This is a genomic window from Serratia proteamaculans (genome assembly GCF_004684015.1).
GTDB classification, from domain to species: Bacteria; Pseudomonadota; Gammaproteobacteria; order Enterobacterales; family Enterobacteriaceae; genus Serratia; species Serratia proteamaculans_F.
The window spans coordinates 156670-171754 of sequence record NZ_SRIA01000001.1 but is presented as its reverse complement, the minus strand read 5'-3'; the positions used below and the strand labels follow the sequence as shown (position 1 = coordinate 171754).

Annotated in this window: 8 protein-coding genes; 1 reads left to right on the top strand and 7 read right to left on the bottom strand. The window is 57.0% G+C overall.

Annotated elements, in window-relative coordinates; genetic code table 11:
* Positions 1–30 precede the first annotated feature (30 nt).
* Positions 31–2055: a DNA helicase Rep gene (gene rep / locus E5C26_RS00770; protein WP_135314656.1), complete on the bottom strand. Its 2025-nt coding sequence runs from the start codon at positions 2053–2055 to the stop codon at positions 31–33.
* Positions 2056–2164: 109 nt separating this feature from the next.
* On the opposite strand from rep, the gene ppiC reads away from it, so the two are divergent.
* Positions 2165–2446 carry a peptidylprolyl isomerase PpiC gene (gene ppiC, locus E5C26_RS00765; protein WP_017891252.1) on the top strand — a complete coding sequence of 94 codons (282 nt, stop codon included), beginning with the start codon at positions 2165–2167 and terminating at the stop codon, positions 2444–2446.
* A gap of 26 nt (positions 2447–2472) precedes the next feature.
* On the opposite strand, the gene E5C26_RS00760 is transcribed toward ppiC, so the two are convergent.
* From E5C26_RS00760 to bcsB, 6 genes are all read right to left on the bottom strand, one after another.
* Positions 2473–3966 carry a M16 family metallopeptidase gene (locus E5C26_RS00760; RefSeq protein WP_135314655.1) on the bottom strand — a complete coding sequence of 498 codons (1494 nt, stop codon included), beginning with the start codon at positions 3964–3966 and terminating at the stop codon, positions 2473–2475.
* Between the two features lie 407 nt (positions 3967–4373).
* Positions 4374–5663, bottom strand: coding sequence for a dicarboxylate/amino acid:cation symporter (locus E5C26_RS00755; protein ID WP_135314654.1), 1290 nt, complete (start codon positions 5661–5663; stop codon positions 4374–4376).
* 293 nt (positions 5664–5956) lie between these two features.
* Entirely contained in the window at positions 5957–7963 is a 2007-nt protein-coding gene (hmsP, locus tag E5C26_RS00750; RefSeq protein ID WP_135314653.1) for a biofilm formation regulator HmsP, read from the bottom strand.
* A gap of 214 nt (positions 7964–8177) precedes the next feature.
* A complete protein-coding gene (gene bcsC, locus E5C26_RS00745; RefSeq protein ID WP_135314652.1) occupies positions 8178–11651 on the bottom strand; it encodes a cellulose synthase complex outer membrane protein BcsC in 3474 nt (1157 codons plus the stop codon).
* The gene (gene bcsZ / locus E5C26_RS00740; RefSeq protein ID WP_135314651.1) at positions 11633–12745 is read right to left on the bottom strand and encodes a cellulose synthase complex periplasmic endoglucanase BcsZ; all 1113 of its coding nucleotides are present in this window, start codon (positions 12743–12745) and stop codon (positions 11633–11635) included. The genes bcsC and bcsZ overlap by 19 nt, the downstream gene beginning before the upstream one ends.
* A 5-nt stretch (positions 12746–12750) precedes the next feature.
* Complete coding sequence (gene bcsB / locus E5C26_RS00735) at positions 12751–15060, bottom strand: cellulose biosynthesis cyclic di-GMP-binding regulatory protein BcsB (protein WP_135314650.1); 2310 nt, start codon at positions 15058–15060, stop codon at positions 12751–12753.
* Between the last annotated feature and the right edge of the window lie 25 nt (positions 15061–15085).

Here is a 15085-nt window from a genome sequence, read left to right as displayed (position 1 = left end):
CAATAGCGCCCTTACTTTTAACTTCCGCTTTTAACTTCCGCCTTTGGCCTTGGCCAACTGGGCGCGAATATTCGCCAGATGGCTTTGACCTTTTTGCATCCGTTCTTGCGGACTGACCACCTTACGTTCACTTTCCCATGCCAGGTCATCCTGCGGCAGCTCCAACAAGAAACGACTTGGCTCCGGCCGTACCAGTTCACCATATTGGCGACGTTCGCGGCACAGGGTGAAAATCAGCTCTTTTTGGGCGCGGGTGATCCCCACATAGGCCAAACGTCGCTCTTCATCGACGTTATCCTCGTCAATGCTGCTCTGATGCGGCAGTAACCCTTCTTCCATCCCCACCAGGAAGACATAAGGGAACTCCAGCCCTTTGGAGGCGTGCAACGTCATCAACTGAACCTGGTCCAGTTCCTCGTCGCTTTCGCCGCGTTCCATCATGTCGCGCAGGGTAAAGCGTGTCACCACCTGGGTCAGCGTCATTGGCTCATCCAGCTCGCTGCCTTCGAGCATTTCCGTCATCCAGCCGAACAGCGTATTGACGTTTTTCATGCGCATTTCGGCGGCTTTCGGGCTGGGTGAGGTTTCAAACAACCAACTTTCGTAATCTACGCCGTGGATCAGATCGCGCACCGCAGCTATCGGTTCACGCTCCGCCAGTTGGGCAATCCCGTCCAGCCAGTGAGTGAAGCGTTGCAGCGACTCTAACCCACGACCGGTCAGGTGCTGGCTCAGGCCGAGATCGAAACTGGCGCGGAACAGGCTTTTGTTACGTTGATTGGCCCATTCACCCAGTTTTTGCAGCGTTGCCGGGCCAATCTCACGCTTTGGCGTGTTGACGATACGCAGGAACGCACTGTCATCATCCTGATTAGTCAGAACACGCAGGTAGGCCAGCAGGTCCTTGATTTCCGGCCGCGAGAAAAACGAGGTGCCACCGGAGATTTTGTAAGGGATGCGGTTTTGCATCAGCATTTTTTCAAACAGCCGTGACTGATGGTTACCACGATAAAGGATCGCATAATCGCCGTAGTTGGTTTTCTTCACGAAGTGATGGGCAATCAGCTCCCCGACAACGCGCTCAGCCTCATGATCCTCATTATTGGCGGTCACCACCTTCAGTTCTTCACCGTAACCCAGCTCGGAAAACAGCCGTTTTTCAAACACGTGCGGGTTATTGGCGATCAATATATTCGCCGCCTTCAGGATACGCTCGCTGGAACGGTAATTCTGCTCCAGCTTAATCACCTGCAGCGCCGGAAAGTCTTCCTTCAACAGCACCAGGTTCTGCGGACGCGCACCGCGCCAGGAATAAATCGACTGATCGTCGTCCCCCACCACGGTGAAACGCGCGCGGTTACCCACCAGCAGCTTCACCAGTTCGTACTGACTGGTGTTGGTGTCCTGATATTCATCCACCAACAGGTAGCGAATACGTTGCTGCCAGCGTTCGCGTACTTCTTCATTGCGCTGCAATAGCAGGGTCGGCAGCAGGATCAAATCGTCGAAATCCAGCACGTTACAGGCACGCATATGCGCGTGATACAGGCCGTAGCAATGCGCGAACAGCTTGTCGCGTTCAGAACGCGCCAGTTCCATCGCCCTCTGGGGATCGACCAGATCATTCTTCCAGTTGGAGATGGTGGAAATCAGCTGCGCCACCAGCGTTTTGTCATTCTCCAGCCATTTCTCGGTCAGTTCTTTCAACAGCGCCAGCTGATCCTGATCGTCGAAAAGTGAGAAGTTGGACTTCATCCCCAGCGCGACATATTCACGTTTGATGATTTCCAGCCCCAGCGTGTGGAAAGTGGAAATCATCAGCCCGCGTGCTTCTTTACGCCCCATGGTTTGCGCCACACGCTCTTTCATCTCACGCGCAGCCTTATTGGTAAAGGTCACGGCGGCGATGTGCCGCGCCTGATAACCACAGTTGTGGATCAGGTGAGCGATTTTGTTGGTGATGACGCGCGTCTTGCCGGATCCTGCACCGGCCAGCACCAGGCAGGGCCCGGTAACGAATTCGACGGCTTGTTGTTGGCTGGGGTTTAATCGCATGGCGCTTTCTTGCTCGACTTTTTAACGTGGAGGAGGATTGTAGCAGAAAGCACCGATGAGATTTAACGGGTATAATCAGCGCAATTTCTGTATCGATAAAGGCAATACCATGGCAAAGACGGCGTGCGCCCTGCACATTCTGGTAGATAACGAGAAACTGGCCGATGAACTGTTGGCCAAGCTTAAACGCGGCGTCAGCTTTGACACCCTAGCGCGCAAATATTCAACTTGCCCATCAAAGCGCAATGGCGGTTCTTTGGGCGAGTTCAACAAGGGCACCATGGTGGCAGCCTTCGATAAAGCGGTGTTCAGCATTCCGCTGCTCAAGCCCTATGGCCCGGTGAAAACCCAGTTCGGCTACCACATCATCAAAGTGCTGTACCGCAGTTGATTGAGGGGGGCTTGCGCCCCCTATTCTTACTGTGCACTGGTCTCCGGCGCTGGAGCGGTATCGGTGGGTTTGACTTCTTCCGATACCACGGCAGGTGCCGGGGACATAATGCCGCTATAGGTTTCCTGTAACTGCTTCATGCTCATCTCTGGCTCGCCTTTCGGTTGCATCAACACCAGGGTCGCATCTTGCGAAAGCTGAAGTTTCAGCTCCTGGTTCAGCGCTTCCAGCGTCAATCCACTCAGGAACTCCTGACGCAGTTTTTGATACTGCTCCGGTGCGATATCCACCACGCCGCTCTGTTGCGAGCGCAAGCGCTGGCTCATCAACACGTCCGTATCGGTGCGGGCATAGGTGGCAAACAGCTTGCTGAGTTGATCGTTTTTCTGTGCCAGCAGGGCGTTAAACTCGTCTTGCGACAACCCGTTATTACGCACGTTTGCCAACTCGCGGGCGATAAAGCCCAGGCTGTTGTTCAGGTTATTGTTTGGCGTGTCCAGATGGATGGCACATTGGGCGCGTTGGTATTGCACGCGGCAATCGAAGCCCAGATGCAGGTTTTTCTGGTCACTCTTGTCCAGCACCTGCTGGAGATGCCAGAACAACGCTTCACGCGCCATATCACCACGCCAATAGCGGCTCAGGTTTTGCGAATCACGGATCGGGTGCCAGGGGGCATCCCACATGATCGACAGCGTATCCTGTTTCACCTGCTCGCTGATCAGGCTGACCGGCTGCGGTGACAATGGCGTCAGCGTTGGCATCAGGGCCGGCGTTTCGCGCTTGCCTTGCAGCGGCGAGAACGCTTTGTTGATTTGCTCGCTCAGGCTGCGGCTGTCTACTTTACCCACCACGTACAATGTCATGGCGTCAGGGGTGTACCACTGCTGGTAGAATTTTTTCAGTTGATCGACATTCACCGGTCGCTTCGGAGGCTGGGCCGGATCGTGTGCCAGCATCGTCGAGCCTTTCAGGCGATAGCGCCACCAGGCATCTTTGGGATTCGGTGGGAAAGTGCCAACCGGATCGACGCTGGAGTTGACCACCGCATGCACCGTATGTTCGTCGATCGCCAGCTTGCCGGTGGTATCGGAAAGCCACGCCAGCGCTTCTTTCAGCAAGTCTGGGCGGTTATTCGGCAAACTGAGATTATAAATGGTGAAGTCATAAGAACTGATCGCCGGCGGCAAAGGCCGGTCGCTGTCTACGCTTTGTTGCCACAGTGAACGCAGTTGCGGGGGCGTAAAGCTTTCGCTACGCGCCAACGACAGGCGCGGCAACAGATGGGCGAAGCCAATCTGCTGTGAAGACTCGACTAAAGAGCCGGTGTTAACCATCAGCCGCAGTTCGACGCGATCGCTCGGCCGCTGCGGTGTGTCTAATATCTGCCATGAAAACCCGTTGGCCAACGCCCCCTGCTGCCAGGCAGGATCGGGTTGTAGTGCTTCAGCCTGCACGCTGCTGTTGGCTGCAGCCAACAGCAGCCCACCTGCGATGAGATGAATTCTGGTGCCCTGCATGTGAACCCCTACTTAATAACTATACCCGTCGCCTTTCAAGTTGCAGCGTTGTTAACTGCACTCGCTCACCTCAGTTACTTACTCAAGTAAGCGCCTGAGGATGAGCGAGCTGGCCGCCTAGCTGCAACTTGAAATTCATAGGGTATATCCAATTTCTTTATGCAAATGCGGATATTCCATTCACCGGAATATTAGGCTGCAACCAACAGCCTACAAACAAAACGCCCTGAGTTTCACAGTGGGGCGGAAAGCAGAAAGTGTACCATCGAGTTAGACCGCGCGCCTTTGCGGATGTCACTCATTAGTGTGAAAAATAATGGATAACCGAATTTTTAATGCAAGAAATCATTACGCGGGGGGATAAAGCATCACCGATTGCCGTGGCAACCGGTGATTTGAGGATAAAATCAGGCTGAAGGCAGCGTTTTATCGGCACCTGTTCCAGACTTGTTGGACAGGGTGTCATGCAGCTGTTTTTCATCCAGCTGTTTACACCATTTTGCCACCACCACCGTGGCCACACCGTTACCGACCAGGTTGGTCAGCGCGCGGGCTTCAGACATAAAGCGGTCGATGCCCAAAATCAGCGCCAGACCGGCCAGCGGCAGATGACCGACGGCGGAAATAGTGGCGGCCAGCACGATAAAGCCACTGCCGGTCACCCCTGCAGCCCCTTTCGAAGACAGCAACAGCACCACCAGCAGAGTTACCTGATGGATGATATCCATATGGGTATTGGTCGCCTGCGCGATAAACACCGCCGCCATGGTCAGGTAGATTGAGGTGCCGTCCAGGTTAAAGGAATAGCCGGTCGGAATAACCAGACCCACCACCGATTTTTTGCAGCCCAGTTTTTCCATCTTGTCGAGCATGCGTGGCAGTACCGACTCGGAAGAAGAGGTCCCGAGCACGATCAACAACTCTTCTCTTATATAGCGAACAAACTTGAAAATGCTAAAGCCGTTGGCGCGGGCAATCGAGCCCAGCACCACCACCACGAACAGAACGCAGGTGAGATAGAAGCAGGCGATCAACTGACCGAGTTGCAGCAGCGAGCCCACGCCGTACTTGCCTATGGTGAACGCCATGGCCCCAAAGGCCCCCAACGGCGCCAGACGCATAATCATATTGATGATGCCGAAGATCACGCGGGAGAAGCTTTCAATCACATTGAAGATCAGTTGGCCCTTATCGCCCAGGCGATGCAGGGCAAAACCGAACAGCACGGCAAACAGCAGCACCTGCAGAATATTGCCGCTGGCGAAGGCACCGATCACGCTACCGGGGATGATGTCCAGCAAGAATGGGATAATGCCTTGCTGCTGAGCTTGTTCGGCGTAGACGGCCACCGCTTTGGCATCCAGCGTGCCGGGGTCGATGTTCATCCCGGCACCCGGTTGTACCAGGTTGACGATCAGCAAACCAATCAGCAACGCAATGGTGCTGACAATTTCAAAATAGAGCAGTGCAATCGCACCGGTACGGCCCACGGCCTTCATGCTCTCCATACCCGCGATACCGGTCACCACGGTACAGAAGATCACCGGAGCGATGATCATTTTAATCAGTTTGACGAATCCATCGCCCAGAGGTTTCATCTGCGCGCCAATGTCAGGGTAGAAATGGCCAAGCAGGACGCCCAGCGTAATCGCTGTCAGCACCTGAAAATAGAGGCTCTTAAAGATAGTGAGTTTCATATGAACATCCTTTGGGGGGGAAGACACGCACCAGGCGGTAGTCTAGTTATCTCGCCTGTTCATCGCTTGCGCGGAAAATAACACCCACCTAACAACATGGAAATAATTTGTTGCACCAATAGATACATGTTGATACGAATTTAAGAGCTGAAACGCGCCAGCTCAAATGCAAGGTTGTAAATTGCGTAACCCTTTGTTTGCACTAACGCGAAAGAGGTAGGTAGCACTGGCGGTTTTCGGACGAAATAATGGGCGACGTGAATGTCGCCCATGGAGAAAGGCAAAGGAGGAAGTCAGGCCGGAGGCTGGCAGAACTCGGCTTCAAACTCACTGCGCGGTAACGGACGAGCAAACAGGAAGCCCTGGCCGCTATGAATACCGTGCTGTAGCAGCCAATCACGCTGCTCGGCATTTTCGACGCCTTCGGCCATCACTGGCAACGCCAGCACCTCAGAAATCGAACTGACAATACGCACCATAGCGTCGTCCGTCGGCAGACCCTGAATAAAGCTCTTGTCGATTTTAATCAAATCGATCGGCAGGCACTTCAATCGGTTGAGGTAATTAAGACTGGAATACCCCATGCCAAAATCATCCAGCGCGATGGAAAGACCCAAATCGTGCAACTCCCGCAACAGCGCCAGCGCACGATCGAGATCGTCAATACGCACCGTTTCGGTAATTTCCAGCAACAGCTTGCGCGGATCAATCTGATACTGCGCCAGCAGGCTCTTCAGGTGTGGAATAAAATCTTCATGCTTCATCTGGATCGGTGACACATTGACCGCCAGCGGCAGCGTAATGCCTCGCGCCTGCCAATCAGCCAGGATCAGGCAAGCCTCTTCCAGCACCCAGTTGCCGAGCGGCACAATCACACCCAGCTCCTCGGCTAATGGAATAACCTCGGCCGGCAGGGTAAAGCTGCCATCATACTGCTGCCAGCGCAGCAGGGCCTCGGCACCGATCACCGCGTTGGATTGCATATCGACCTGCGGCTGCAAAAACAGGGTGAAGCGGCGCTGCTCGATGGCTTGCAGGATTTCACTTTCCTGCGTCAGTCGTTTCTGCGTACGCTCCGTCAGGCTGGGTTCGAAGAAAAACACCTGATTTTTACCTTCACGATGCGCCGACATCATCGCCGAGGTGGCACTGCGCAGTAGCTGTTCCGCACTTTCCCCCGGATTAAGATAATGGGCAATACCGATGCTGGCGTTGGGTCGCAGCGGCATATCCTGCAGGCTCAGCGGCGCATTAATCTGTGCCATGATCCGACGCGCCAATTGCATGGCGTGGAACGGCCGCTCAACACCTTTGGCCAAAATGGCAAACTCGGTTTTGCTCAACTGCGCCAGCACGCCGTTTTCATCGATGCACTCACGCAACTTCTTCACCAGCGTCAACAGCAGCGCTTCGCGCATGGCCGGATTGAGCACACCGGAGGCTTCATGCAGGGTTTCAATGCCGATAACCAGCAAATTAAAACGCTCAGGCCGCAGGCTGGAAGCAATATGCTGCTCCAGCAGGGCAGTAAACAGCGCCTGATTTGGCAGCTCGGTGACCGGATGATGGGTGCTCATGCGGCTCATTTCGGCATAGGCTTTGGCCAGCCGCTGCTGATTGCGGTTGTAGTTGCGCACCAACAGCCCCAGCTCATCGTCCTGGTGCAGTACCGGCAGCATCAGTTGATGGTATGGCGCTTCTTCCTGGGAAATATTTTCCAGCTCTTTGGCCATCGCGCGCAACGGATGCACCATCAGCCGGTTCATACACCAGCTGATAGAGACCGACAGGATCAGCGCCAGCAGCAAATAAGTCGATAACATGGTCGACAGAATGCTGAGAATGAATTGGTACATGCGGAACGAATCGGCCTGTAGCACCAGATAAGCCAATGGCTGCGGGTTGGCCGGCACGCGCTCCAGCGAATAGAGCGGCACGGAAATCTGGATTGGCAGCTCGAACAGGCGAGCAATCAGCGTCGGCACCGGACGTTCTGGCGGGAAATTAGCGTGCAATGCCTGGAATTCGTTCGGCAGTACGATATCCGCCCGGCTCAGAATACCTACCGGCAGCAGGGTGTTCAGCACCCGCTTGGTTTCCGGCACATCCATGCGCAGCACGGCCTCCGCCAGCGGCTGGCGTACGGAATGAGCAATATTTTCCAGTTGCTGGGCATAGTCATCCCTGCGCTGCTGCACAAAATGGAATAACTGGATCACGATAAAGATACAGATTGTCACCAGCGCCACGCCGGAAACCGTTGCCATCTGTTTAATCGTTAATGAACGCCTGACCCGCAAACCTGCTCTCCGCTAATTCGGGCTGAAATAAAAAAGGGATGAATAATACCCATCCCTCGGACCGGTCTGAGTATACTCGATCGTTAGCTGTTTTTATCTTGCCATACCCAGGACAAAACCAAGAAAACCGCGGGTTTCAGTCTTTTCCTAATGGGAATAAGCACAGGGTAGCAAAACTACCCTGTGCCGACACTCTGAATCTACCTGAGTTGGGTTACTTGAAATCGGCGTATGGCGTCAGCGGCTGCGGCGGTAAATCCAGGTCGCCTTGCCAACCGGCCATCGAATAGCGCAGATAAATCAATGCGTGGCTTGGCGTGTAGTCTTTCGCCTGCTGGATATCCAGTCCGGCACCCAGCGTCCAGTGCGAACTGAGGCGTCGCTCGACAATAGCCCGCAGGGTATAACCGACACCGGAAGAGGAACTGCCGTCCTCTACCGCAAACTTGTCCGGCAGCGAGTCCGGGATCAAACCTTGCAGCGGATAACGTTGCTGACTTTTGGTTTTCGAATGGGACAGCGATACCGACCCACCCAGCTCCCATGACCAGTTCTCGGTCCGTTGGCGATAATTGACCGGCACCGCCAACGACATATATTGCTGCGGACTGTAATAGCCCCCCTGCCCGAGCGAGTAACCACTCAAATCCTTCTGATAGTGCCACAGCATGGTGTTGAGCCCGACGGTGACGCGGCGATTATCTTCATTGATCAGCTTGTAATAATAACCGGCCATAAAGCGTTCACGTTGGTTATCCTCAACGTTTTTACCGGTCAACTGATGTGCGCTGAGATCGGCCCAGACGCCATGAGCCTCGCCACGATCGTAGCTACCGCTCAGGCTGACCCCGGTGGCGCGAACGCCGCCCCAGGTGGTGCCGGTGTTCGGATCTTTGGTGCCGCCAAACGCCAGCAATGAGCTGGAAACCGGTCGACGCGAAGCCGCCAACGTCCAGCCAATGTGGTTCCAGTCATTGCTGTAGGCCAGCCCGCCGACCCAGTCGACCACTTCGAAGCCCATCGGCGTGGTACCGATGTCCCCTGACCAGCGATCGTTCTGCCAACCGACCGCCACGCTGGTGCCGGTGGTTTTTTGATGTTCGTCGCCGCTACACCCCTGAGTATTACAGGTGCCAAAGGTCTCGTAATATTTGCCGCTACCGTCGGTGGAGAAACTGCCGGCATCCAACTGCACGGTATCGGAACGGAAAAATGCCCGCCCGTCGTACAACGGCATATCCACCTGCAGCATGGTGTCGTGCGCTTTGTAATCTGAGATACCGCCGGTACCGCTCGAGCCCCAATAATCGTGATCGAGCGTGACGTTAACGTCCTGCTGACGGTACAAATCCGCTGCGTCCGAGCGGATACCGCGCCTGAGCCAGTCGTCACCTGGGTTATTGCGCGTCAAATAGGTGTAGCTGTCGTTATCCTGCGGCACGCTCGGTGCAATGCCGCTGGCCACCATCGCCTGTTTGTAATCTTGTTGCGCCAGCACCGGTTGTAACTGGTCGCGCTCGAGCCGCGCCGCATCGCGGTAAATCAGCGCCTTCGACTGGCTTGCCGGCTCTGGCTGAGCTGCAGTTTTCAGCCGGGTAAAGATATCGGTGGCTTTTTGCGGTTCACCAACGGCATACCAGGCGTTAGCTTCCCGCCGTTCGCTGTTGCCTGAAGGCGTCAGTTCCGGCGTTTTGGTTTGCAGCTGCTGGCGGGCCTCGCTCAACTTGCCCTGTGCCACGTAGGCCTCGATTTCGCCCAGCCGCGCATCCGGGTTATTGGGCTCGCGTGTCCGCACGCGCTGATAGTCCGCCAATGCGGCGTCATAATCGCCGCGCGCCAGCGCCCAGTCGGCCAACTGGAGGTCGATACGGGTATCCGCCGGTTGCCGGTGCAGGTAAGCCACCGCCCCCGGCTCGTCGCCTGCAGCGCGTAACTGCTCGGCATGGTCCAGCGTCGCCTGCATTTTCAAACGCTGCGCCAGTTCGCGCATATTGTCGTTCCACTGTGCAGTAGGCAAAGCATTCAACTGTGCCAGCGCCTGCGGGTCGCGATCGCTGCCGGAGAGATACAGCGCATAGGCATAGGCCAACTGCGGGTTGCCACGCTGTTTTTGCGCCAGCCGAGCGAACAGGGCATCCGCCTGCTGTGGCTGCCCAGCCTGACGCAGCGTTTGCGCATAGTGGTAGGTCAACCAGACGTCATCGGGGTCCATCTGCTGGGCACGGCGGTATTTTTCCGCCGCCTGATGCCACTGCTGCTGCTGAACCAACTGATCGGCCTGCTGCTTGAGCATATCGAGCTGCAAGCCTTCGAGCGTGCTGCGCATTTTGTTTTGCTGACTGCGCGGCAGACTGTTGAGATAGGCCAGCGCCTTTTCCGGCGACTGACGCTGATAGATATTCACCAGGCCACGCACCGCACTGCCGCTGCCCGGATCCAACCGTAACGCCTGTTGATAAAAGCGTTCGGCGGCAGTGTCATCTTTACGTGCCACCGCAACGTCACCCAGCCCAATCACTGCGCTGCTGTCCGTGTTGTCGAACTGCCGCGCCTGCTGGTATTTTTGCTGCGCCAGCGCCAGATTACCGGCCTTCAACGCCTTGTCACCTTCGTCGACCGCCAGCCAGTAGCTGTTGCTCTTGATCAGACTCTGCCATTTACTGCTGCCATAACCGCTTTTATCGGCCTGCAAGGCCTGGCGGAACAGGCTCAAGGCCTGCGGACGATTACCTGCGCGCGAGTAAGCCTGCCCGAGCGCCCCCAGCACTTCGGCATCATTGGGGGAAGCCGCCAGCGCTTTCCTGAGTTCAGGAATGGCCGCGCGGCTACCGCCTTTATCTACCTGCGCCAAACCGCGTACCCGTGCCTGATAGGCAGGATCCGCCAGCAATGCCTGTTGCCGGGCCAGCTCTTGCCGGGCGCTGACCGCCTGATCGCCGGTTTCAAAGACCCCGAGAAAACGGTTAAGGGCCGCCACGCTTTGCGGGCTGACCGGCATGGCTTTCACTTTCTCCAGCCAGAGATCGGCAGCATCCCCGCGCCCTGCGGGTTCGGCCGCCACTTTCTGCAGTAAATCGTAAGCCTGCGCGTCACGATCCTGGCTAAATAGCATCCGCGCCAACGACAAGCGCAACGGCACGTTGCCGGAATATTGTTGATCCAACTTCTGCAGTTGTTTCATTGCGGCGGCTTCCTGCCCCGGCAGCCGCGCGACCAGCCGCCAGTACTCCACCGCCAGTTCAAGGGTCGGCGGATCCCCGTGGAACAGGGCATCATATTGCGCTTTCGCCTCCGGCAAACGACCGGCGGTCGCCATCAGCCGCGCCTGCTGTAGCTTTTGACGGGTCTCCGGCTGGGTCAGCAACATGTTCATTTCCGCCTGGCGATAGGCGCTGGACTGCGGCGCTATCTTTTTCAGCTTATCCAGCTGCTGCTGCGCCAACGCCTGATTACCCTGACGTAACGCCAGCCGCATACGCGCTGAAATCACTTCCGGGTTGTTCGGATCCATCAGTTCAAGCCGGTAGAGTGATTGGCGAACCAGCTCATCTTTGTTGCCGGCCTCACCAACGCGCACCTGCTCCAGCAGCCACTGCTCCGGCGCGACGGTTTCTGCCCCTTGCGCCTGTGGCAATATCGCCAGACTTAAAGGCAGCAGCCCCAGCCAGTTTATTCGGAAGTTACGCATTGGCCGCCCCAGGAGGGTTGTAGTTCACCCTGCCGATTAAAACGATAACGTTGTTGATCCCATCCCTGGCCGAACAGCGCCAGCGAGGCGCTGAAATAGGCTTTGTCGCCCGGCGGGTTTTGCTTAATGCGTTGGCGCTGCACCTGCAACGCCTCGGGTTGATTCGCCAGCATCGGCAACATCGAGGCAGAAAAGCCCACCGGCCCGTCACCCATGGTTTTGCCGCTGGCGGTGTCGGTTTTCTCCGGTGGCACGCCCTGTTGAACGGTGAGCTGCGCCATAGGTTGCAACTGCTTGAGCAGCGCCGCCTTGTGTTGATCGTCGTCTGCCAGCATACCGGCCCACAAATAAACCCGGATGGCGTCATAGCTGCCGATGTTCGGCTTGACGGTGTCCGGCTGCCAGCCTTTGCCGACCTGCCACACCACCCAGTCCGGCGAGAAGCCGTGAGGGGCCGTTTCCAGCCATAGCCGCTGATTGGTTTGCTGCATCGCACGCCATGGGCCGTTCAACGCGGCAAAACGTGCCAGCAGCTGCGGCGGCAGGTAGCTCGGGTTGAGCCGCCAGCGATCTTCCGCCACAAACCCCACCTTACCCGGTAACAGCATCAGCCCCAGACCGGGGATGTCCGCCACTTCTTCACGAGCAATACGCTGCAACAGCAAGGTACCGAGGGTTTGATAGCGCCGGCTCTGCCACAGGCGACCGGCTTCCAGCAGGTTGTAGGCAATCCACAGATCGGCATCGGAGGCCGAATTGCTGTCCAGCACCGTCCACTGCTTTTTATCGTCTTCACCCCATAACCAGGCCGGCAAATGGGCGCTGAGATCGCCCGCCGCCAGATTATTCTCCGTCCATGTCAGCAACTGGTCGAATGCCGGTCGGTCATTGGCCACCAGAGCAAAAAACAAACCGTAACTCTGGCCTTCCGAGGTGGTAATGCGGTTTGGACTGCTTGGGTCGATCACCCGCCCCTGCTCGCTGATATAAAACTGTTTGTACTGTTGCCAGGCCGGCCACTCGCAGGCCGCTACTGCGCCGAATGAGCACAGCAGCAGCATGCCGAATGTCAGACGTTTCAACGTCGCAGGCATAGCGACTAATCCCGATCTTCAGGCGACAGGCGGCGACGACTGATGGCCTTCAGGCCACGCCACAGCATCAGCGCCAGTACCACCACCACCACTACCGCAATCACCGCCAGCAGCACCGGATGGGTCGACAGCATATGCCAGACGCGTTCCCACCACGGCAGGTGGCCAACATAGTAAACGTCGCCCACACGCAGGCTGTTCACCCCCGATTCCCGGATCACCGCCACCGAACCGAACACCGCCGCCCGCTTGCCGCTGTCCAGCAGCGCATTGTTCAGCAAGTCGTAACCACGCGGGCTATCGGCCAGCAACGCCACAATACTGCGCTGGCTGTTAAACGGTGACTGCACGCCGACAATCGCCGACATCGCCCCTTCTGAACTGATGGTGGTTTTGCTGTCCGCCCTGGTGTCCTCCGCCAGCACGTCCATGGCCGGCAGCGGCAACTGCCGTGTCGGTTGTTTCACCCAGCTCTGGGTGGCATCGACCAACAGGTTGATTTTTTTGTCGTCCCGCAGTTCCGGTGGAATTGTGCCGATCATCAAAATATCGGCGTCGCGATCCTTGGCCTGTGACCAGTCATCGCTCACCGTCATCGCCAGCGCCGGGTAACCGGTTTGGGCGCCAATAACGCCCATCGCGTTCAGCAATGCGCTGACCTGCGGTGGCTGCGGCTGTTTATTCACCAGCACCAGGGTCTGCGACAAATCGGCCAGGCGGCTGAACGGGAAACCGGCGTTGGCAAAAGCACGCAGATCCGGCATTGCCATAAAGTGACGATAGCCGGAGAAATCAATGGTCGATGCACCGTCGATCACCGCATGGTTGGCGGTAAAGGAGTAGGTTTCACAGCGCCCTTCGGCCCCGCTGGCCAGCAAGGTGGTGTAGTCAAAGTCGAAACGCAGTTGGTTGGTGGCCCCCAGCCGCAGCGCCGGGATATTGACGCTCTTGTCCGAATCGACCAGCCCCTGGGTCAGCGGCAAGCGCAACAATTGAGTGCCCTGCTCATGCTCCGGCACCAGCGAATAGGCCTGCACAAACTGGTTGTTCAGGCTGACGCTCAGGCGCGAGCCGTCCTGAATGCGCGGCGCGGTGTAGCGATATTTCAGATGCATATCAATGCCGGTACTGCGGATCAGGAACAGGTCCGGCGGCAGATTCATGGTCAGCGAGATCGGGCCAGGCTGGATGCCGCTGGTCTGCAGTTGCTCAGCGTACTGCTGCAGTTCGGCAAAGGTCATCGCCCTGTCGGTTCGCACCCAGTTAGGCGCGTCATACGGCTGGCGCGGCGCCAGTTGTTCAACCTTGTCCACCGTGACGTTCTGGCCGCGGAACAGGATGTTGCCCTGCGCAATGCCTTTGACTGCGGTGATCAAATCGTTGTCATCGCGGCCCTGTACCAGCAGCAGTTTGATGTACGGATTGTCCGGATGGCTGATCATCTCCACCGTCGGTCCATTGACCGGCGGATAGTCGCGCAGGAAGTCCGGGCGTTGCTTGTTGGTGGCAAAGACGATGGCGTGCCGTTCCGGCAGCTTGTTATATAACGCGGGGAAAGACTGACCGCGCCACTGCGCCTTGCTGCCGAACCACGAGGCCAGAATGCCCGCAGCCCGCTGCTGGGTGACATCCGGTTGGCCGGCAAACACCATGGGCAGGGTCAGCGGCCGGTTGTCGCGGCTGTCGAAGAAAGGTTCCGGGAAATGCGACAGTTCGTTCTTCACCGGCAGAGTCTGGTAGCGCAAATTCAACGAGCTGGACTTGCTGACTTCGAGCCACAACGTGGTACTGGCCGGGTTTTCACAAATATTCTGGTAATGACCGACGAACTCCAGCCGCACACGGTTAAAATCGGTGATATAGCGTGGATCGATCGCCATCTGGATGCGATTGGGTTTGCCGAGCTGCTCTTTGGCGAGGGTGGTCACGCCCATCAGTTCGTCATTGAGGTACACCTTGACGTGCGACTCCACCGGGATCAGTGAAGGTGACGGGGTGAACTCCAGGTCGAGCATCGCCTGCGACACCACTTCATCGCTGCGCACGCCAAACTCAACCTGACCATCCGGCCGGGTACCGCGCAGGGTAAAGGTGCCCGGCGGCGGCGCAATTTTGGCAAACGGCAATTGCACGTCTCGCACCGGCGCATTCGGATCCTGCGGCGCGACCGATCCCATGGGTGTCGTGACCGCAGCATCGGCAGGCACCGCCAGCGGCGGTTGTGCGGCAACGGTCGGTGCGGTGGCGGTTTCAGCCTGAGACAGGGTGCTGATGCCTAAGGCCAGGGCGGTAAACCAGGTTATTTTTCTCGTCATCGTATCATCATCAATGTTAGAGCCT